Here is a 19,461-nt window from a genome sequence, read left to right as displayed (position 1 = left end):
GGAATGTGGAGAGCTGGCATGACGCGGAAGGTTATCGCTTCAGCCGCATCAGGCTAGATGCGGTATAGATCGCCAGCGCCACCCAGATCATTGCAAAGGCCGCCATCCGCACCATGTCGAACGGTTCCTTGAAGATGAAGATGGCGATGAGGAAGATCATCGTCGGAGCGATATATTGCATGATACCGATAGTCGACAGCCGCAGAAGCTTTGCACCATTGCCGTAAAGAATAAGCGGAACGGCGGTGACGATGCCGCTGGCCGCAAGCAGCCAGGTGTCGGTCGCATTGCCGGCCATGAAATGCGCCTGTCCGCTAATGGCAAGCCAGGCCAGCACCAGCACGGCCGGAACGGAAAGAAGCATGACTTCAAGCAGGAAGCCCTGCGTGGCGCCGATTGGCAGCGTCTTGCGGAAGAAGGCGTAAAAACCCCAGGACACGGTGAGCGCAATGGAAACCCATGGCAGGCTGCCCGCATGCCAGGTGAGGATCGCAACGGCCAGCCCCACGAGGCCGATGGCGGCGATCTGCGCCGGATAAAGCTTTTCCTTGAGCAGTACCGCGCCGAGGAAGATGCTGAACAGCGGATTGATAAAATAGCCGAGCGCGGCATCGAGTGCGCGGCCCGCGCCGATCGCCCAGATATAGATGCCCCAGTTGATGCTGATGAGCGCGGCCGTGAGGCTTGCCATGGCGAGCATTTTAGGGGTTTTCAGCGCAGTGCGGATTTCCGCCGTGCGACCGAGAGCGATGAGGACGGCGGCGCCGATCGGCACTGACCAGATGACGCGGTGCACGATGACCTCTATCGGCGAAATATGCGCAACCGCCTTCATGTAGATGGGAAGGAATCCCCACAGCAGATATGCGGAGAGCGCGAAAGCAAAACCGCGTGCGCTATCGCCGCCCTCTTGGGCCGGAAGCGTTTTATCGAGTGCCATGGGAGTACCGCCAATTATTAGGGATTGCCCTTCATAACGGATCGGCGTAGCGCGGGCCAATTCATTTCCGTGAAGCGTTCATGAGAAAAACTGCATGAATAAAAGGCGATTTGCTCTTGAAACAGGCGACTTTGCGATCGGAGGGATGATCCACGCACGAAAATCTGCGTGAATCATTGTCTCATCAGGCCGCTTCAAGCATCTGAAAGGCCTGCCTATTTCCCCCCGAAACGATCGGTTGCGCGGATCAGCTGGTCAAGAATACCGGGTTCGCTCAGGGCATGCCCGGCTGCCTCGACAATATGGAAATCCGCCTTCGGCCAGGCCTTGGCAAGCTGCCAGGCATATTTCAGCGGGCAGGGCATATCGTAACGCCCGTGCACGATGACGCCCGGAATATCGCGAAGCTTGCCGGCATCGCGCAGCAATTGCCCTTCCTCCAGCCAGCCGCCATTGACGAAGAAGTGGTTCTCGATGCGTGCGAAGGCGATGGCGTATTTATCCTCGCCGAAATCCTCGACGCGCGCCGGATCGGTAACAAGGGCGATGGTTGCGCCTTCCCACTGGCTCCATGCTCGCGCGCATTCGAGTTTCTTGGCTTCGTCCATACCGGTGAGATAGCGATTATAGGCCTGCATCATCTCGCCGCGCTCGGCTTCAGGAATTGGCGCTATGAAGTTTTCCCAGCGATCGGGATACATTTCAGAAACGCCGAACTGGTAATACCAGTCCAGTTCCGGCCTGGTGACCGTGTAGATGCCGCGCAGCACCAGTTCGCTCACGCGTTCGAGATGAGTCTCGGCATAGGCGAGTGCCAGCGTCGAGCCCCAGGAGCCGCCGAAAACCAGCCATTTTTCAAAGCCGCACAGCGCACGGAGCCTTTCAATGTCGGCAACCAGATGCCAGGTGGTGTTGGCTTCCAGTTCCGCATGCGGCGTGGAGCGACCGCAGCCGCGCTGATCGAACAGGATGACGTCGTAAAGTGCCGGGTCGAAAACGCGGCGATGCGTGGGATTTACCCCGCCGCCCGGACCGCCATGCAGGAAAACCGCCGGTTTCGCACCGCGTGTACCAACCCGCTCCCAATAGATCGTGTGCCCATCGCCGACATCGAGCATGCCGCTCTCGAAGGGTTCGATCTCGGGGTAAAAGCTGCGCAATTCTTCGGTCATGTCTTACTTTCCTTCGGGTGGCCATTCGGCCGTGTCACGATCCGGGTGTTGCCGGTTGTTGACCGGTAGCCGGTTTTCATCCGGCGCAGCTTCCGGCTCGACCGGCAAGCCGTCAAGGTCACCGAACCAATGCATTTTGCTGTCGAGATTTGATTGCGCCTCGGGCTTTATCAGCTCCGGCTCGTCCAGCGAACCAAGCGTGATGTTGATGAAATCGGCGTCCGGCATGTCATAGAAAAGCGGCGTGCCGCACCGTTCGCAAAAACCGCGCCGCACGTGATCGGACGACTGGAACCACGAAGCCTCGCCACGGGTCATTCCAAACTTCGCGCGGGTACTTGCTGCAAGCGGCATGAAATAGTTGCCCGATGCCTTCTGGCACATGCGGCAATGACACAGATGCGGATAGCGCAACCCGCCATCGATCCGGTAACGCACGGCGCCACACTGGCATCCGCCGCTGAGGCTTTCTGAACCGTTCATGCGCGGTCATCTTCCGGCGGCCAGACCTTGGTGTCGTGGTCCGGGTGTTGGAAGGAGGTGATATCAGCCTCATCGACGCTCTGCTCGATTGCAGGTTTTGAAAACAGCTGCTCGATCCAGGGCATGCGCTTGTGGATATTGACCTGCACCTGCGGTTCGATCCGCTCCGGATGATCGAAAGCGCCGATCGCGATCTCTACGCCGCCAGGATAATGATAGGTCAGCGGCGTGCCGCATTTGTTGCAGAAGCCGCGATGGATTTTCGCAGATGAACGGAAGAGGGAAGGCTGGCCGCGCGTCCATGTCAGATGCGCCTGATCGGCGGTGACGAGTGCACCGAAGAAATTGCCGAAATGCTTCTGGCACATGCGACAATGGCAAATGGAGGGGCGACCGATCTTGCCCGCATGAAACCGCACGGCGCCGCACTGGCAGCCGCCGGAAAAGCCTGTTTCGCTCATCGTTTATTCTCCGGGGGCCAGCTCTCGGTGTCATGGTCGGGGTGCTGGTAGGAAACGAGGTTGGTCAGATAGTCGACCGAGGTCAGATCGTCTTCCGTTGGGACGGCGGGTAGCGTGTGGATGCTGTCGACGAAATCGATTTTGCGTTCCACGCCCCACTGAATGGTGGGCGGCAAGGCGGCGGGATCGTCGAAAGCACCGGCCGCAACCGCCATGCCATCCGGCGCCTCATAGGTCAGCGGCGTGCCGCATTCGGGGCAGAAGCCGCGCTTGACGACGCTGGAGGACTGAAAACGTTTCGGCTCCCCCCGCGTCCATTCGAAATCGACGCCGCGCACCGAAACCAGCGGCGCGTAATAGGCCCCAAAAGCCTTCTGGCACATGCGGCAATGACAGATGGAACTGTCCTTGAGATCGCCGGTCGCGCGGAACCGGATCGCGCCGCACTGGCATCCGCCGGTGTAGGTGGTCATGGTTGGCTCTCCTTTACCGTCCGGATAATGTGGAGACAGACATTGTCGATGTCTTTCACAACATCTTCGTTCCAGAAACGCAGAACCCGCCAGCCACACTGCTCCAGCGTCTCCGTTCGTTGCCGATCATAGTCTGCCGCAGCATCTTCCGCATGCTGAAACCTGTCTAACTCGACAATGATCTTATGCGACGGGCAGGTGAAATCAACGATGTATCCTGCGACAGGCAGCTGGCGTCTGAAAGACAGACCTGCAAGACGATGGGCACGGACGGCGTTCCAGAACTTGAGTTCGGCGCCTGTCATGACCTTGCGCATCTGCCGAGCATGTTTCCGATGTCGGGGGCTGACCTTGGCATGGGGCATCGGGATGCTCGCGACTTGATCGGTTGCCGCGAGATTGTAGCATGGTGTGGACGAAATCAAGGGCCTGTCGTGGGGCATCACCACCCTCTGCCCTGCCGGGCATCTCCCCCTCAAGGGGGGAGATCGACAAGCGGCTAGCACCCTACCTATGGAATGCGCGGGGACTTATCGCACTAGCGCGCGGCATCTGATCTCCCCCTTGAGGGGGAGATGCCCGGCAGGGCAGAGGGAGGTAAGTCCCAAGCCGCAGCAGCAAATTACCGCTTCAACTCCCAGGTCGTCGTCCGTTCCCCGGTTTCCTTATCCTTGCCATCCTTCAACTGAATGCCCTTTTCAGAAAGCTCGTCGCGCAAACGATCCGCCTCTGCAAAGTTCTTCGCCTTCAGCATTTCCAGACGCAGTTGCACTAGGGCATCGACTGCCGAAACGATAGCCTCGTCCACTTCCGCTTTCTTCGGCAATACGCCGAGCAGGGCGGCGCTGGCCGCAAAGGCGGGCAGGCGGGCAGGATCGGTATTGGCGGCATGTGCCAGCGCGTGAAGCGCCTGCACGGCGGCAACGGTGTTCAGGTCGTCGGCAAGCGCATCAAGCACGGTTTCGTCCGGTGCCGCGTCGGAGGCTTCGGCCGCCGGCCACTTGGCGAGAAGACGTTCGGCCTCTTCGAGACGCTTCACCGAAAAATCGATTGGCTCGCGGTAATGCGTCATCAGCATGGCAAGGCGAAGAACCTCGCCCGGCCATTGGCGGCCGCCGAATTTTTCGGTGTGCAGCAATTCATAGATGGTCACGAAGTTGCCCTCGGACTTCGACATCTTGCGGCCTTCCACCTGCACGAAGCCATTATGCATCCAAACATTGGCCATCACCTGCGTGCCGTGGGCGCAGCGGGATTGCGCGATTTCGTTCTCGTGATGCGGGAAAATGAGATCGAGCCCGCCGCCGTGAATGTCGAACACTTCGCCGAGGTAGCGACCGGCCATGGCCGAGCATTCGATGTGCCAGCCCGGACGGCCGCGGCCCCAGGGGCTTTCCCAGCCGGGCTCATTATCAGAGGAAAGTTTCCACAGCACGAAATCGCCGGGGGTCTTCTTATGTGCTTCCACCGCCACGCGCGCGCCGGCCTGCTGTTCGTCCAGCGGGCGTTTGGACAACTGGCCGTAATCGGCCATCGAGCGGGTGTCGAACAGCACTTCGCCGCCCGCCGCATAGGCATGGCCGCGTGCGATCAGCTTCTCGATGATGTCGATCATCTCGGCGATGTAGTCGGTGGCGCGCGGTTCAACGGTCGGCTGCAGGCAGCCGAGTGCTGCCACATCCTCATGGAACTGGTCGGCGGTCTTTTTCGTCACCGCGTGGATGGCGTCATTCAGCGGCAGATGCGGATAGTCGCGCAGCGCCCTTGCGTTGATCTTGTCGTCGAGATCGGTAATGTTGCGGGCGTAGGTCACATGGCTTTCGCCATAGACGTGGCGCAGCAGCCGGTAAAGAACATCGAAAACGATGACCGGGCGCGCATTGCCGATATGGGCGAAATCGTAAACCGTTGGTCCGCAGACATACATGCGCACGTTGTCGGCGTCGATCGGCGCAAATTCCGTCTTTTCGCGTGTCAGGGTGTTGTGGAGTTTCAGGCGCAAGGACATGCGGGCGTTCCCTAAAGGCAGTCAATTGTCCTGGCCGGACCGTTTGTCTGTTGGACCTTGCGGGGAGACGAAAACGATCTGGCCGGTGGTGAACCAGCAAAAATTATTCAGCAGCAGGTGCAGATCGTTGTTTTCATGCCTTGCCTTATGGCGTGCCGGTGTTTCGCGGTCAAGCGTTTCTCGCAGGCGCCAGAAGCACCTTAAGAGACCGCCTTGACCAAAAGCCTATTCCGGCTGGCGGTAATCCAGGAATTTGCCTTCACGCACCACGAAGAGCTTGCCGGTTTCGGTAAGCTCAGGCGAGGCGAGTTGAACAATGGCGGCGGCAACTTCAGAAGGGTGTGGCACGTCTGCGGGGTCTTCGCCGGGCATGGCCTGGGCGCGCATGGCGGTGCGTGTCGCGCCGGGATTGATGCTGTTGATGCGCAGTGCGGTTTTATCGGTTTCCGCAGCCCAGGTCCGGGCAAGTGCCTCAACGGCGGCCTTGGAGGTGGAATAGACGCCCCAGAAGGGACGACAGCTATGGGCAGCACCCGAAGACAGGATCAACGCGCGCCCCGCATCCGATCGCAGGAGCAACGGTTCGACAGAGCGGATCAGCCGCCATGTAGCGGTGACATTGATGGTCATGACCCTTTCGAAGACTTTCGCTTCGATATGGCCGACCGGCGAGATGACGCCGAGAACACCGGCATTCGCGACCAGAATATCGAGCTTGCCCCAGCGCTCGAAGATATTGGCGCCCAGCGCATCGATGGCGTTCATGTCGGCGAGATCGAAGGGAACCAGCGTCGCGGTGCCGCCGACGGCCTTGATGGCGTCGTCCAGATCCTCGAGACCGCCGACCGTGCGGGCGCAGGCAATGACGTGCGCACCGGCCTTGGCAAGTTCCAGCGCCGTGAAATAGCCGATACCGCGCGACGCGCCGGTGACGAGCGCGATCCTGCCCTTGAGATTGATGGTCATTTTGCCCCCTCCGAAATTCATTCCGCTTGTTTTATGAAGCCCCTGACGCCAACCGCAAGCGATCAAAACGCCGCAGCGGGCACGGTTTCAATCGCCCGCCACAAAAAAGCGGCCACCGGAAGCCGGTGGCCGCTTGTTATTTCAAGATTATCAGCCGTTGCTGGCCAGCACGGAAATCTTGCTGCCCATCGCCTCGCCGTTCTGGTCGAGAAGGCGGGTAGGGTAGTCGCCGGTGAAATAATGGTCCGTGAATTGCGGACGCGCATTGTTGCGGTTCTCGCCACCGACGGCGCGGTAAAGACCGTCGATCGACAGGAAGGCAAGCGAATCGGCGCCAATGAATTTCGCCATGGCGTCCACATCGGCATATTGGTTGGCGAGCAGCTTGTCGGCATCAGGCGTGTCGATGCCGTAGAAATCCGGATGGAAAATCATCGGGCTGGCAACGCGGATATGCACTTCTTTCGCGCCCGCTTCGCGGATCATCTGCACGATCTTCAATGAAGTCGTGCCGCGCACGATCGAATCATCCACCAACACCACGCGCTTGCCTTCAATCATCGCCCGGTTGGCGGAGTGCTTGAGCTTGACGCCAAAAGCGCGAATCTGCTGCGTCGGCTCGATGAAGGTACGGCCGACATAGTGGTTGCGGATGATTCCATATTCGAACGGAATACCGCTTTCCTGCGCAAAACCGAGCGCTGCCGGCGTGCCGCCATCGGGAACCGGAACGACAACGTCAGCTTCCAGCGGCGCTTCCTTGGCAAGGTTCATGCCCATGTTCTTGCGCGTCGTATAGACGTTGCGGCCGCCGACGACGGAATCGGGGCGGGCGAAATAAACATATTCGAACAGGCAGAGACGTTCCGGCTGCGGCTTCGAAGGCTTGCGCGCATCGATGGTGATCGAACCATCAGGCTGAATTTCACAGATGATGACTTCGCCGTTTTCGACGTCACGCACGAATTTCGCGCCGATGATATCGAGAGCGCAGGTCTCCGAGCAGAAGATCGGCTTGCCGTCCAGCTCACCCATGACGAGCGGGCGGATGCCGATCGGGTCGCGGGCTGCGATCAGCTTGGTGCGGGTCATCGCCAGCATCGAATAGCCGCCTTCCATCTGGCGGATGGCGTCGATGAAACGGTCGGCAGTGGAGCTGTGACGCGAACGGGCGATGAGGTGCAGCACGACTTCGGTATCCGATGTCGACTGACAGATGGCGCCGGTGGCGATGATCTGTCGGCGAAGCGTCAGGCCATTGGTGAAATTGCCGTTATGGGCAATCGAAATGCCGCCTTCTTCCAGCTCGGCAAACAGTGGCTGCACGTTGCGCATCGCCACTTCGCCTGTTGTGGAGTAGCGGGTATGGCCAATCGCGATGGAGCCGGGCAGGCGGGCAAGGGTTGCCGGATCGGTATAATGATCGCCGACGAGGCCCATATGGCGTTCCTGATGGAAGCGCTTGCCATCGAAGGAGACGATGCCTGCTGCCTCCTGGCCGCGATGCTGAAGCGCATGCAGGCCCAGTGCAGTCAGGGCGGAGGCATCGGCGTGGCCGAGAATGCCGAACACGCCGCACTCTTCGTGCAGCGTGTCGCCGTCGATCTCTTCATTGAAAGTGGAATGCGAAAGCGGCTCAATCATCCGGCTTGCCCTTGCTCTCTACCGAGAAAAACGAAAGACCTCTCCGGTGAGCTTGTCTCCCGGTCGGCCAGTCTGTGTCGTGCTTGATATTTAGCACAAATAGCGCGCCTTGCATGCATTGCAAGGCGCGACACTGTGTCAATTATTCGTTGCCGGCGGATTTGTCGCCGGTACATCTTCCGCAGGCGTCTGCGCGGCTGCCGGTTCCTGCGGTTTTCCGAGGATACGGGCGCGGATCTGCGGCTCGATATCGTCAGGCAGAACCGCTTCCAGCTTGCCCACCAGCCCGTCGAGGAAAGGCTTGGACTTGGCCTGGGTTACCCATTGCGGCTGCGTCTTCACATCCACCAGCCAGTTCCAAAAGGCAACCGCGACGACCAGCAAGAGAATGCCGCGCGCTGCGCCGAACAGGAAACCCAGCGTGCGATCCAGCGCACCAATGCGGCTGTCGATGATGAAATCGGCAATGCGCGAGGTGATGAAGGAAATGACGACAAGGGAGATGAGGAAGACGACGCCTGCCGAACCGGCGATGGCGATCTTGTCGTCATCGGTATAGTTGCGTGCATAGGGCAGCAGGATCGGGAAAAGATAATAGGCGGCGGCGACCGAACCGGCCCAGCTCGCGATGGACAGAATCTCGCGGGAAAAACCGCGCACCATCGCGAGAATGGCGGAGAAAAGAACAACGGCGATGACGATGCCGTCGAAAATTGTAATGGGCATATACCAACTCCGGAGGTGCGACGCCCTGTCAGGCGCTGCCTTGCCAATTGTGCGATCCTCTTACACCACTGTTTCCCTTGGCGAAAGGATCAATCTTAGTCGTCCTCAACCTGTTTGAACCGGTTGCCGGAACCGGCGATGCGCGCCACGAGGTCCGGCAGGCTTTCTATTTCCGTCCAGCGCCCCTTGCCCGCTTTCGGCAATTCAGCCGAAGCAGACGGCAGAAGTGCGGCGGAGAAACCGAGTTTTTCAGCTTCTTTCAAACGCTGGCCCGTATGCGAGACGGGCCGTACCGCGCCCGACAGGCTGATCTCGCCGAAATAGACGCAATCGGCGGGCAGGGCAAGACCGGCAAGCGAGGAAACCAGCGCAGAAGCTATCGCCATATCCGCAGCCGGTTCGGAAATGCGGTATCCGCCGGCGACGTTCAGATAAACGTCGTGCTGACCGAGCTTCACGCCGCAATGGGCTTCCAGCACGGCAAGGATCATGGCGAGCCGCGAACTGTCCCAGCCGACCACGGCGCGGCGCGGCGTGCCGAGCGAGGTGGCCGCGACCAGCGCCTGCACCTCGACCAGAATGGGACGGGTGCCCTCCATGCCGGCAAAGACCGCGGCACCGGGAGATTTCTCGTTGCGCTCGCCAAGGAACAGTTCGGACGGGTTGGAGACCTCGCGCAATCCGCGGTCGGACATTTCAAACACGCCGATCTCGTCCGTCGGCCCGAAGCGGTTCTTGACGGTGCGCAGAATGCGGTAATGGTGGCCGCGGTCGCCTTCGAAATAAAGCACGGCGTCGACCATGTGCTCCACCACGCGCGGACCGGCGATCTGGCCTTCCTTGGTCACATGGCCCACCAGCACCATGGTCGCGCCCGTCTGCTTGGCGTAACGGATCATTGCCTGCACGCCGGTGCGCACCTGCGTTACCGTGCCGGGAGCGGAATCGGCCGTGTCGCTCCATAGCGTCTGGATGGAATCGATGATGACGAGATCGGGGCGTTTGCCCTCGGAAATCGTCGCCAGAATATCCTCTACATTGGTTTCTGCCGCCAGCAGCACGTCGGTTTCCGCCGCACCCAGCCGCTGGGCGCGCAGACGCACCTGCGCTACCGCTTCTTCGCCAGAAACATAGATGACGCGATGTCCGCGCCGTGAAAGGGCAGCTGCCGCCTGCATCAGCAGGGTCGATTTGCCGATGCCGGGATCGCCGCCGATCAACACCGCCGAACCGCGCACGAAACCGCCACCGGTTGCCCGGTCCAGTTCGCTGATGCCGGTCGGAATGCGCGGCGCCTCCTCGATCTCGCCCGAAAGCGCCGTGAGCGCGACCGCCCGGCCCTTTTTCGGCGTCTTGCCGGGGCCGGAGCCGATGCCGCCCATCGGATCTTCTTCGACGATGGTATTCCATTCGCCGCAGCCTTCGCATTTTCCCGCCCAGCGGGTATGAACCGTGCCGCAGTTCTGGCACACGAATTGGGTCTTGGCTTTGGCCATCTATGTCAGTTTTCTTTTTCGATTACGTCTTCAGCATCAATGTGCTGGTGGCCATGGACGACACGCAATATGCGCAGTTCATTCTCTTTAACGCGAAAATAGATAAAGCGATTTTTGTGGTGCACGGCGCGAAGGCCGTTGCTGATCCAGTCTCGAGACACTCCCGTGAGGCCCAATCGAGCCGTGTCTTTGATCTTGCGCTCAATGGATGACACGAGCCGTTCGCCTGCGATCGGATTTTTATCATCCAGAAACTTATAAATATTGATGAGATCGCGAATGGCCTGCGATGACAGAGAGTAGGTGCGGGCCGTTATCACTTTTCGTTTCTGGCTCGTTCGATGATGTAGGCGGTTAGATCATCGGCCGTCGTAAACGTCACATACTCGCCCCGCTCAAACTCTTCGTCAGCCTCGCGAATCATGTTCCGAAGCTGAACGATCCTTCCCTCATCGCTGCTCAGTAATTGCAGGCTCGCATGAATAACGGCGTCCGCATCGCTATAGACACCCGCAGCCACCTGCTCTTCGATGAACTTTTCGTCCTGCTCGCTCAAATGGATTTCGGGCATTTCGATCTCCTTTTGTTCTCTTTTAGCACAGGTCGCTTCCGCTTTCCAAGAGCTAAAGACGTGGTTCAGTCGTCAGCCATCAGATATTGCCGCTCGTAGCGCAAACCAAGCCCCGTCAGCATTTCGTAACCGATGGTGCCGGCGGCGCGCGCCACCTCATCGAGCGGCACTTTCGGGCCGAAAAGCTCGATATAATCACCGGTGCGGACGGCATTTGCCGGTATGTCCGTGATGTCGAAAATGGTGAGATCCATGGTTACACGACCGGCGGCCGGCGCCTTGTGGCCGTTGACTATGCCGTAAGCACCGCCATGGCCCATTTCGCGCAATGGAATGCCGGAACCGGAAAGCGACCGCTGGTATCCGTCCGCATAACCAACGGAAGCGATGGCAAGGCGGCTCGCCCGTTTCAGCAAATAGGTGCCGCCATAGCTGACTGTCTGGCCTTCGCCGGCCTCGCGAATCTGGATGATCCGCGCTTCGGCCTTTGCGACGGGCCGCATCGGGTTTGCCACATCGTTGATTGCCTCGCCGCCGTAAAGGGCAATGCCGGGGCGGGTGAGATCGAAATGATAATCCGGCCCCAGAAAGATTCCGGCAGAAGCGGAAAGGCTTGATTCAATTCCTTCGAAAGCAGCGCTAACCTTGCGGAATGATTCGAGCTGGACCTTATTCATGGGCGAAGACGGCGTGTCGGCGCAGGCGAGGTGGGAGAGCACCAGAACCGGATCGAAACTCGCCGGCCTGGTCACGTCGTCTGCCAGAAACAGCGCGTCGTCCAGCGGCAGGCCAAGCCGGTTGAAGCCGGTATCCACATGCAGCGCGCAGGGGTGTTCGCCGCGTTCGGCAACCGTCGCCATCCAGAAGGAGAGCTGTTCCTCCGAGGCCAGAACCGGCACGAGATCATTGTCGAAGACCTGACGCTCCTGGCCCTGCCAGATGCCTGACAGCACGAAGATGCGCGCTTCCGGTGCATAGGATCGCAAGGTCGCACCTTCGGACACCGTTGCCACGAAGAAGTCGCGTGCGCCGGCATGGTAGAGCGTCGCGCCGCAATCCTCGATACCGAGCCCGTAGGCATCTGCTTTCACGACAGCCGCCGTCCGCGCCTTGCCGGACCGCTTTTTCATGTCGCGCCAATTGTCGGCAAGCGCGCCGAGATCAACGGTCAGCCTCAGCGGCGCATGTTCGAAAGCGTCGGTTTCGTGTTCGGTAAATGTGTCTTCGAAGTCGTCTGTCATGCCATGCGTCCGGTTGATTTGGAACCGGTTCGGACCCTAGCACTTTTGTTCAAGACGGTAATGACCGATTGGTTTAAAGTCGTTCTATGCACAATGTTTCGCAGGAACAGGCCATAGACGTCATGCCGGTTGCAGCGACGGAAACGACGCGTTTCTGGCGCGACCCGCGTTTTGGCGGCATGGAATGTCTGAGCGCGACGTTCCTGACACATGAATATTCGCCGCACGCGCATGATACCTTCTCGATCGGCGCGATCGAAAGCGGCTCGCAGATTTCCACCATTCAGGGCACCAGGGAACAGACCGGGCCGGGGCATCTCTATCTCATCAATCCGGACGAGATTCACGATGGTGCGCCGGGTGGCGGCGGTTATCGTTATCGGATGATCTATCCCGACGCAGCGCTGCTGCGTGATATTATCGAGGATGTGACGGGCAGGGCTTTCCACGGAATGCCGTCCTTTCCAAGGTTTCTGCCGCGTGATCCGCAGATGGCCGCTGCTTTTCAGATGGCGCATCGCAGGCTGGAGGCCAAGTCCGGCGCTCTTGAGGCAGATGAGGGCATGTTCTCGGTTCTGGCGGCACTGTTCGGCAGGCATGGCAGCGCCATTATCCTGGCCGTTGAAACCCGCGAGAAGACGGCGGTCTATACCGCCCGCGACTATCTCTCCGATAATTACGAGACCGATATCGGCCTTGAGGAATTGGCGTCCATCGCTGGTCTCAGCCGCGCGCATCTCATCCGGGCCTTCCGCAAGGAGTTCCACATCACCCCGCATGCCTATCTGACGGATGTGCGCATAAGGCGCGCGCGCCGTCTTCTGCGTTCCGGCGAAATGCCGGCCGAGGTGGCTGCGCTGTGCGGTTTTGCCGATCAGGCGCATTTTACGCGGCATTTCAAGGCGCGCACCGGCGTCACGCCGGGACAATTCCGGACGGCGTGATTTTGGTGGCCATTCCGAAGCACAACGTCACTTTCATTCAAGACTGGAAAAACTTGCAGGCGTAATCGCATGTCTCTGAAAAGGAGAATGCAATGTCCGTACTGGAAAAACGTGCAGAGCTTGGCGCAGGCCTGAGAGCTGCGGCACCCCTGCTGGTCGCCATGGTGCCGATCGGCGCCGTGTTCGGTGCGGTCGCGGTCGGCAAGGGATTGTCGCCGCTGGAAGCCTCGTTGATGTCGATTCTCGTCTTTGCAGGTGGCTCACAATTCGTCGCCATGGATCTGTGGACGCATCCGGCAAGCTGGAGCGCGCTCGGTTTTGCCGCGCTGCTGGTCAATCTTCGCCATGTGCTGATGAGTGCTTCCATCGCTGGCAAGCTCGATGATTTTACCGGCTGGCGAAAATATGCGGCCATGCTGGTGCTGACGGACGAATCCTGGGCGCTATCGGAATTCAGGGCAGTTGCCGGTAGGCTGACGGCCGCATTTTTCACCGGCGCTGCGCTGCCAATCTACCTCGTCTGGAACATCGCCACGCTCACGGGCGCGCTTTTAGGCTCGGTGATGGGCGACATGACGGTCATCGGTCTGGACTTCGCTTTTCCGGCCGTGTTCATCGTGCTGCTGATGGGGTTCTGGAAGGGCAGGGAAACCGGCCTGGTGCTGCTGGCAAGCGCTGCCGCCGCCTTTGTCACGCACGCGCTGGTCCCAGGCGCCTGGTACATAGCCGCCGGTGCGCTTGCGGGGCTTTCCGTCGCAGCCTTCGGCCGCGAGGACGAGGTGGAGCAGCCTGCATGACGCTTGATACGAACACCCTGCTGGCGATCCTCGCCATGATGGCGGCCACCGTCGCTACGCGTCTCGGGGGTCTGCTGCTGGTAAACCATTTCACCCTGACGCCGCGTCTGAAAAAAGCGCTCGGCGTGGTTCCGCCTGCCGTCTTGATGGCTGTGGTGACGCCAACGGCATTCTCAAGCGGAATGGCGGAAACAATCGCCTGCGCGGTGACGGCAGTCGCGGCACTTCGCCTCAGCCTGCTCCCAGCCGCAACGCTCGGCGTCGTCACCGTGGCGCTTTTGCGCGGAATCGTATTGTGAGGTAACTCTGCCAAAGCCCTGAAAAGGCTCCACTTTGGCGTAGTGAACATCAAAATGAAATCTCGAGTGATGGAAAACACGTGTTGATATAATCAACTTATAGTATAGTCTTGAGCAAGGCTTACGTGTATTCTTAAGTATGCGCCTTTATTTTGCTTTAAATTTCACTGGGGTCGAATAGATGGGTATGAATAATATTCTATTAGTGTCAATTGTTGTCGTGCAGGCATTTTCATCGACATCGTTGATAGCGGCAGAAAAATGCAACATGAATAATATCGTTACTCACGGTGATAAAAAAGTAGAGATTTACTCATCATCACATAAGGTGAAATCATTATATTACGCTACGGATATGGCGGTGAATACGGATGGAACAGCTCGCTCTTATCATCCGCAAGATCCGTGGGCAACGAAAGGCCTAGCCTTTAATAATATGGGAAATGCCATAACTAATATTTATGACGAAAAAGGAAAGTTGGCGAATTGCGGAGAAAGAAAGGGGGCGTGCTACAAAAAAATAATCAATACTTTCGAAAAGGCGCGGGACTCTGGATACAATCCTGCAGGCTATCCGAGGGTCGAAACAGACCAGATCATACCGTGGAAGTATGATAACGCCTTGCGAAGAATGGTGCCCTGCACAATTCTTAGTGGTCCGTTCAAGGGCTATTTTGTGTCTCAGACGTCTATTCACGTCGACACGAGCAGGCCTGAATGCGATCAAAATCGCTATCTTGACAGCCGTGAATTCAAAGCAGTCGTTTTGCCCAAAAATGTCGATTGGCGTTCTGGGGGCATACGAACTGATGACGGAGATATTGTTGTCGTTAGAGACGCAGAATCTGGTCGCATAGCTTATGCGATCAATGGCGATCGCGGCCCCGCTAAGGCCATTGGAGAAGGTACGATTGCGCTTACGTCTTATCTCAGCGGTAAAACCATAAAAAACGATTCAACATATGAAGAAATCAAGAAACTGCATCGTAAGCGAGTGCAGTACGTCACTTTTCCTGCCGATGATATTCGCAAGAAAAAAGCTACGGGTATTTTCACGCAGGCTGATATCGACCAAGAAGGTGAAAAGCTTTTCGAAGCATGGGGTGGACAAGAGCGGCTTAAGGCGTGTGAATCGCTGCCTTGAAAAATTAAGATTACATTTCTATGGGCGTCTATGCGGCTTAGCATTGTGTGTTTCAAAGCCGCCTGGAATTATGAGTATGGACAGAGTATTGAGCGCGAAAACCTGTTCGCCCTCAATACTCAATACTCAATTCCGATCAATGCTCTTCGTACTGGCTGAAGCTCGGGTCGGCCAGATCCGCGAAGCGGGTAAATTCGGACTGGAACGCGAGTTTCACTGTGCCGGTGGGTCCGTGACGCTGCTTGGCGATGATGACGTCGGCGGTGCCTTTCACCTTGTCGAACAGGGCCTCCCACTCGGCATATTTCGGATCGGAAATATCGCGCGGCTCCATGTTCTTGACGTAATACTCCTCACGGAACACGAACAGCACCACGTCGGCGTCCTGCTCGATCGAGCCCGATTCACGCAGGTCGGAAAGCTGCGGGCGCTTGTCTTCACGGCTTTCCACCGCACGGGAGAGCTGTGAAAGCGCGATGATGGGAACATTGAGTTCCTTGCCGAGCGCCTTAAGGCCCGTGGTGATCTGGGTGATTTCCTGCACGCGGTTCTCACCGCTCTTGCCGGCGCCAGTCATCAGCTGAATATAGTCGACCACCAGAACGTCAAGACCACGCTGGCGCTTCAGTCGACGGGCACGGGCGGAAAGCTGGGCGATGGAGATACCACCGGTCTGGTCGATGTAAAGCGGCACCTTCTGCATCATCTGGGAGCAGGCGACGAGCTTCTCGAAATCGGCCTCGGTAATGTCACCGCGGCGGATTTTCGAGGAAGACACTTCCGTCTGCTCTGAAATGATACGGGTTGCCAGCTGTTCGGACGACATTTCGAGCGAGTAGAAGCCGACAACGCCGCCGTTTTTCGCCTTGAACGAACCATCAGGCTGTACTTCCTGATCGTAGGTCGCGGCGATGTTATAGGCGATGTTGGTGGCAAGCGAGGTCTTGCCCATACCCGGACGACCGGCAAGTACGATAAGGTCGGAACGCTGCAGGCCGCCCATGCGGGCGTCGAGCGAGTGGATGCCGGTGGAAATGCCGGAAAGATTGCCGTCACGCTCGAAGGCGGCGCCCGCCATGTCGATCGCCAGCGCCACGGCGTCGTTGAAAGACTGGAAGCCGCCATCGTAGCGACCGGTTTCCGCCAGTTCGAACAGGCGGCGCTCGGTGTCTTCGATCTGCGCTTGCGGCGGCATGTCCAGCGGCGCATCATAGGCGATGTTGACGACATCCTCGCCGATCTGGATCAGCGCGCGGCGCAGCGCCAGATCGTAAATCGCCCGGCCGTAATCTTCCGCATTGATGATCGAAACGGCTTCTGCCGCCAGACGCGCCAGATATTGCGCCACCGTCAGGTCGCCGACCTTGTCGTCTGCGGGCAGGAAGGTCTTGATGGTCACCGGATTTGCGGTCTTGCCCATGCGGATGATGTCGCCCGCCACTTCGAAAATCTTGCGGTGCAGCGGTTCGTAAAGATGCACGGGCTTCAAGAAGTCCGACACGCGGTAATAGGCGTCGTTGTTAACGAGGATGGCGCCCAGCAGCGCCTGTTCGGCCTCGATATTGTTCGGCGCCTCGCGGTAATGCGGTTCCGCCGGTTGCGCGGGGGTGATCTTTCTCACAGCGTCGTTCATGGTTTGCACGATCTCCCTTTGCCTTGCCACTACACTTCGGGTTTGGCTTCCTTGGCCATGGCAGTCAATGATATTGTTGCAACACTCTATGGCAGCCTGACGTCCTGTCTGCGAAGCTGGATCACATCTTCAGTTGTCCCCAGCAATCCACAGGCGGGTGGGGACAAGGGGCGGGAAATTCCCGGCAACGTGATTCGCTGCCATGAGTTTATCGCATGGCAGACCCGACGTGAAAGAAACTTGAAAATCGGCAGGCTTCCAAATAAATAGGCAGAAAATAAGTAGTGTGCTAATTATAAGGCTTGCTGACATGTCCCGCGAAACCGACAAGGAACAGCTTCTGGACGAGGTGTCCGCCTTCACCCGCAAGCTGCGCGCATTTTTTGACGCGCGGGTAGGGGAAAGCGGCCTGACTTTGGCGCGTGCGCGTGCGCTTTTCGCGCTGTCGCGACGCGGGCCGCTGACCCAGACGGAGCTTGCAGAGGAAATGGAAATCGAAACGCCGACGCTGGTGCGCGTGCTTGACGGCATGGAGAAACAGAACCTCATCGAGCGACGCTCCGACGAAACCGACCGCCGCGCCAAACGCATCCACATGACGGAGGAGGGCGAGAAAACCTCCGAAACGGTGCAGGCGGTGGCAAAATCGCTCCGTTCTGAAATCGCCGCCGATGTTTCCTCGCAGGATCTGGCGATGGCGCTGGATGTCATGCGCAGGCTTTCGGCCAATCTGCAAAATCTGGCAAGCGGGAGGGCGCTATCGTGAGTACCGTGGTGCCGCAAACGGCAGACGAGAACGCCTCTGAAAATGCCGACGTGACGGTAAAGCCGGCGAGCGCGCCGGAATCTGCTGCTGCGGCCGCCGCGCCGCAACCGGTGGAGCGGCCAGTGTGGCTGCGGCTGTGTTTCATCTTCGCGGGCCTGGCGTTCTTCATCACCCAAGGGTTGGGCATGAACCTCGTCATGGCCAATCTATACCAGTTGCAGGGCGAATTTTCCGCCACGGTGGCCGAGGTCGCCTGGCTCTCCGCCGCCTATATGGCCCCCTATGCCACGTTTTCCATCGCGCTGTTCAAGGTGCGAACGCAATATGGCCTGCGTCCCTTTGCCGAACTTTCGATCATCGTCTTCGTGGTTGCCTCCTGCCTCAACCTGTTCGTGACAGATTTGCATTCGGCGATCGTCATCCGCTTCCTCAGCGGCATGGCGGCGGCACCTCTTTCTTCGCTCGGCTTTCTCTACATTCTGGAGGCCTTTCCGCCGGCGCGGAAATTCTCGCTGGGCTTCAGCATCGCGCTCACCGGAACCTTGCTGTCTGCACCGCTCGCGCGCATCGTCTCGCCTTCCTTGCTGCAAATCGGCGGCTGGAATGCCCTCTACACGATGGAAATGGGCTTCGCGCTGATCTCGCTCGCCTTGATCTACCTGTTGAAAGTCACGCCGCCGCCGCGGGCGAAAGTCATCGAGCGCACGGATATTCTGAGCTACCTTCTGTTTGCGGGTGGCCTTGGCTGTCTTGCGGTCATGCTCACGCTTGGCCGGTTTTACTGGTGGTTCGAAACATGGTGGCTGGGCGTGCTTCTGGCCACGTCGATCACGCTTCTCACGCTGATGGTCGTCATCGAGTTGCCGCGCAAGAACCCGCTGCTTGACCTGCGCTGGATTTTTTCGAAAACCAACCTGCATGTCATAGCGGTCCTGCTCATCTACCGTGCAGTTTCCTCCGAGCAATCCTCTACGGCGGTGAGTTTCTACCAGCAGCTTGGCCTTTTGAACGACCAGACGATCACGCTTTATGCTCTGGTGCTTTTGGCGACGGTTCTCGGCGGTGCCGCCTGTGCCTGGCTGATGCTGACGAAATATGTCGATACCGCTCATGTGATTGCGCTTACCCTGATTGCGGCCGGCGCTTTTCTGGACAGCCAGTCCAACAACCTGACGCGGCCAGCGCAGATGTATCTGAGCCAGATGATGATCGCCTTCGGTGCGGCCATGTTCCTGCCGCCCGTTATGGCAAAGGGGTTCGCTGCCGCACTTGCGCGCGGAGCGCCCTATCTGGTGAATTTCATCACCATCTTCCTGTTCACCCAGATCACCGGATCGATGTTGATGACCGGGCTGCTCGGCAGTTTCGTGACGCTGCGCGAAAAATTCCATTCCAATATTCTGGTGGAAAATATCCTGCTCACCAACCCATTGGTCGCCCAGCGCGTGTCGCAGCTTTCCGGCGCCTACAGCCACGTCATCACCGATCCGGCGCTGCTGAAGGCCGAGGGGCTTTCCCTCCTTGGCCAGCAGGTTACCAAGGAAGCCTATGTGCTCGCCTATAACGATACGTTCCTGTTGATTTCCACCGTTGCGGCGCTGGCGCTCATGGCGCTTTTGCTCCACCTTGCATGGCTGCGCATCCGTCCCCGCTTTTTCCGGGACAATGTCGATGCCGCGCCGGCGCCACAGTCTTGA

At 58.7% G+C, this 19,461-nt stretch carries 21 protein-coding genes; 6 read left to right on the top strand and 15 right to left on the bottom strand.

The features are described from left to right. Positions 1–31: 31 nt before the first annotated feature. The 14 genes from rarD to alr all read right to left on the bottom strand — a co-directional run bounded on the left by rarD (position 32) and on the right by alr (position 12,181). Complete coding sequence (gene rarD, locus AC1DCP_RS09080) at positions 32–940, bottom strand: EamA family transporter RarD (RefSeq protein ID WP_003512314.1); 909 nt, start codon at positions 938–940, stop codon at positions 32–34. Between the two features lie 215 nt (positions 941–1,155). Further along, on the bottom strand, positions 1,156–2,112 hold the full coding sequence (pip, locus tag AC1DCP_RS09075) for a prolyl aminopeptidase (protein WP_065688177.1): 957 nt from the start codon (positions 2,110–2,112) through the stop codon (positions 1,156–1,158). A gap of 3 nt (positions 2,113–2,115) precedes the next feature. Next, positions 2,116–2,595, bottom strand: coding sequence for a GFA family protein (locus AC1DCP_RS09070; RefSeq protein WP_038490509.1), 480 nt, complete (start codon positions 2,593–2,595; stop codon positions 2,116–2,118). After that, entirely contained in the window at positions 2,592–3,056 is a 465-nt protein-coding gene (locus AC1DCP_RS09065) for a GFA family protein (RefSeq protein WP_003512324.1), read from the bottom strand. Before AC1DCP_RS09065 ends, AC1DCP_RS09070 begins: the two co-directional genes overlap by 4 nt. Further along, positions 3,053–3,529, bottom strand: coding sequence for a GFA family protein (locus tag AC1DCP_RS09060; RefSeq protein WP_065661170.1), 477 nt, complete (start codon positions 3,527–3,529; stop codon positions 3,053–3,055). The genes AC1DCP_RS09065 and AC1DCP_RS09060 overlap by 4 nt, the downstream gene beginning before the upstream one ends. After that, a complete protein-coding gene (locus AC1DCP_RS09055; protein ID WP_075807490.1) occupies positions 3,526–3,894 on the bottom strand; it encodes an endonuclease domain-containing protein in 369 nt (122 codons plus the stop codon). The genes AC1DCP_RS09060 and AC1DCP_RS09055 overlap by 4 nt, the downstream gene beginning before the upstream one ends. A gap of 257 nt (positions 3,895–4,151) precedes the next feature. Next, a complete protein-coding gene (gene cysS / locus AC1DCP_RS09050) occupies positions 4,152–5,537 on the bottom strand; it encodes a cysteine--tRNA ligase (RefSeq protein WP_013635827.1) in 1,386 nt (461 codons plus the stop codon). A 225-nt stretch (positions 5,538–5,762) separates the two neighbouring features. Continuing rightward, complete coding sequence (locus AC1DCP_RS09045) at positions 5,763–6,503, bottom strand: SDR family NAD(P)-dependent oxidoreductase (protein ID WP_019565381.1); 741 nt, start codon at positions 6,501–6,503, stop codon at positions 5,763–5,765. 150 nt (positions 6,504–6,653) lie between these two features. Then, positions 6,654–8,147, bottom strand: coding sequence for an amidophosphoribosyltransferase (gene purF / locus AC1DCP_RS09040; RefSeq protein WP_003512343.1), 1,494 nt, complete (start codon positions 8,145–8,147; stop codon positions 6,654–6,656). 138 nt (positions 8,148–8,285) lie between these two features. Beyond that, positions 8,286–8,873: a CvpA family protein gene (locus tag AC1DCP_RS09035; protein WP_003512345.1), complete on the bottom strand. Its 588-nt coding sequence runs from the start codon at positions 8,871–8,873 to the stop codon at positions 8,286–8,288. 95 nt (positions 8,874–8,968) lie between these two features. Further along, positions 8,969–10,369 carry a DNA repair protein RadA gene (gene radA / locus AC1DCP_RS09030; protein ID WP_003512347.1) on the bottom strand — a complete coding sequence of 467 codons (1,401 nt, stop codon included), beginning with the start codon at positions 10,367–10,369 and terminating at the stop codon, positions 8,969–8,971. A gap of 5 nt (positions 10,370–10,374) precedes the next feature. Beyond that, positions 10,375–10,689 carry a type II toxin-antitoxin system RelE/ParE family toxin gene (locus AC1DCP_RS09025; RefSeq protein WP_081308525.1) on the bottom strand — a complete coding sequence of 105 codons (315 nt, stop codon included), beginning with the start codon at positions 10,687–10,689 and terminating at the stop codon, positions 10,375–10,377. Beyond that, complete coding sequence (locus AC1DCP_RS09020; RefSeq protein WP_025592949.1) at positions 10,686–10,940, bottom strand: type II toxin-antitoxin system ParD family antitoxin; 255 nt, start codon at positions 10,938–10,940, stop codon at positions 10,686–10,688. The genes AC1DCP_RS09025 and AC1DCP_RS09020 overlap by 4 nt, the downstream gene beginning before the upstream one ends. A 65-nt stretch (positions 10,941–11,005) precedes the next feature. Beyond that, complete coding sequence (gene alr, locus AC1DCP_RS09015) at positions 11,006–12,181, bottom strand: alanine racemase (RefSeq protein WP_065688178.1); 1,176 nt, start codon at positions 12,179–12,181, stop codon at positions 11,006–11,008. Between the two features lie 86 nt (positions 12,182–12,267). Here alr and AC1DCP_RS09010 point away from each other — a divergent pair, with 86 nt between their 5' ends. From AC1DCP_RS09010 to AC1DCP_RS08995, 4 genes are all read left to right on the top strand, one after another. Further along, positions 12,268–13,125, top strand: a complete 858-nt coding sequence (locus AC1DCP_RS09010; protein ID WP_013635830.1) for an AraC family transcriptional regulator — start codon at positions 12,268–12,270, stop codon at positions 13,123–13,125. Positions 13,126–13,217: 92 nt separating this feature from the next. Beyond that, positions 13,218–13,922 (top strand): AzlC family ABC transporter permease, encoded by a 705-nt coding sequence (locus AC1DCP_RS09005; protein ID WP_065688179.1) that lies wholly within the window; start codon positions 13,218–13,220, stop codon positions 13,920–13,922. Further along, positions 13,919–14,221, top strand: a complete 303-nt coding sequence (locus tag AC1DCP_RS09000; protein WP_065688180.1) for an AzlD family protein — start codon at positions 13,919–13,921, stop codon at positions 14,219–14,221. The genes AC1DCP_RS09005 and AC1DCP_RS09000 overlap by 4 nt, the downstream gene beginning before the upstream one ends. Before the next feature lie 181 nt (positions 14,222–14,402). Then, positions 14,403–15,365, top strand: a complete 963-nt coding sequence (locus AC1DCP_RS08995; RefSeq protein WP_081308526.1) for a glycoside hydrolase family 75 protein — start codon at positions 14,403–14,405, stop codon at positions 15,363–15,365. Positions 15,366–15,501: 136 nt separating this feature from the next. On the opposite strand, the gene AC1DCP_RS08990 is transcribed toward AC1DCP_RS08995, so the two are convergent. Further along, entirely contained in the window at positions 15,502–16,998 is a 1,497-nt protein-coding gene (locus tag AC1DCP_RS08990; protein ID WP_003512358.1) for a replicative DNA helicase, read from the bottom strand. A 310-nt stretch (positions 16,999–17,308) separates the two neighbouring features. Here AC1DCP_RS08990 and AC1DCP_RS08985 point away from each other — a divergent pair, with 310 nt between their 5' ends. After that, complete coding sequence (locus AC1DCP_RS08985) at positions 17,309–17,764, top strand: MarR family winged helix-turn-helix transcriptional regulator (protein ID WP_065688182.1); 456 nt, start codon at positions 17,309–17,311, stop codon at positions 17,762–17,764. Further along, positions 17,761–19,461, top strand: coding sequence for an MFS transporter (locus AC1DCP_RS08980; protein WP_019565390.1), 1,701 nt, complete (start codon positions 17,761–17,763; stop codon positions 19,459–19,461). Before AC1DCP_RS08985 ends, AC1DCP_RS08980 begins: the two co-directional genes overlap by 4 nt.

It is taken from the genome of Agrobacterium sp. 10T429, assembly GCF_056393925.1.
Note: the sequence above shows the minus strand (reverse complement) of the source record. Positions and strands in the feature narration are given on the sequence as shown.

Bases quoted from the DNA above. Each gene is read 5' to 3' on its own strand.
- alr (WP_065688178.1), bottom strand. From the start codon at position 12,181: ATGACAGACGACTTCGAAGACACATTTACCGAACACGAAACCGACGCT.
- AC1DCP_RS09020 (WP_025592949.1), bottom strand. From the start codon at position 10,940: ATGCCCGAAATCCATTTGAGCGAGCAGGACGAAAAGTTCATCGAAGAG.
- AC1DCP_RS09000 (WP_065688180.1), top strand. From the start codon at position 13,919: ATGACGCTTGATACGAACACCCTGCTGGCGATCCTCGCCATGATGGCG.
- radA (WP_003512347.1), bottom strand. From the start codon at position 10,369: ATGGCCAAAGCCAAGACCCAATTCGTGTGCCAGAACTGCGGCACGGTT.
- rarD (WP_003512314.1), bottom strand. From the start codon at position 940: ATGGCACTCGATAAAACGCTTCCGGCCCAAGAGGGCGGCGATAGCGCA.
- AC1DCP_RS08995 (WP_081308526.1), top strand. From the start codon at position 14,403: ATGGGTATGAATAATATTCTATTAGTGTCAATTGTTGTCGTGCAGGCA.
- purF (WP_003512343.1), bottom strand. From the start codon at position 8,147: ATGATTGAGCCGCTTTCGCATTCCACTTTCAATGAAGAGATCGACGGC.
- AC1DCP_RS08990 (WP_003512358.1), bottom strand. From the start codon at position 16,998: ATGAACGACGCTGTGAGAAAGATCACCCCCGCGCAACCGGCGGAACCG.
- AC1DCP_RS09035 (WP_003512345.1), bottom strand. From the start codon at position 8,873: ATGCCCATTACAATTTTCGACGGCATCGTCATCGCCGTTGTTCTTTTC.
- AC1DCP_RS09055 (WP_075807490.1), bottom strand. From the start codon at position 3,894: ATGCCCCATGCCAAGGTCAGCCCCCGACATCGGAAACATGCTCGGCAG.
- AC1DCP_RS09060 (WP_065661170.1), bottom strand. From the start codon at position 3,529: ATGACCACCTACACCGGCGGATGCCAGTGCGGCGCGATCCGGTTCCGC.
- AC1DCP_RS09070 (WP_038490509.1), bottom strand. From the start codon at position 2,595: ATGAACGGTTCAGAAAGCCTCAGCGGCGGATGCCAGTGTGGCGCCGTG.
- AC1DCP_RS08985 (WP_065688182.1), top strand. From the start codon at position 17,309: ATGTCCCGCGAAACCGACAAGGAACAGCTTCTGGACGAGGTGTCCGCC.
- cysS (WP_013635827.1), bottom strand. From the start codon at position 5,537: ATGTCCTTGCGCCTGAAACTCCACAACACCCTGACACGCGAAAAGACG.
- AC1DCP_RS09065 (WP_003512324.1), bottom strand. From the start codon at position 3,056: ATGAGCGAAACAGGCTTTTCCGGCGGCTGCCAGTGCGGCGCCGTGCGG.
- AC1DCP_RS09010 (WP_013635830.1), top strand. From the start codon at position 12,268: ATGCACAATGTTTCGCAGGAACAGGCCATAGACGTCATGCCGGTTGCA.
- pip (WP_065688177.1), bottom strand. From the start codon at position 2,112: ATGACCGAAGAATTGCGCAGCTTTTACCCCGAGATCGAACCCTTCGAG.
- AC1DCP_RS09045 (WP_019565381.1), bottom strand. From the start codon at position 6,503: ATGACCATCAATCTCAAGGGCAGGATCGCGCTCGTCACCGGCGCGTCG.
- AC1DCP_RS09005 (WP_065688179.1), top strand. From the start codon at position 13,218: ATGTCCGTACTGGAAAAACGTGCAGAGCTTGGCGCAGGCCTGAGAGCT.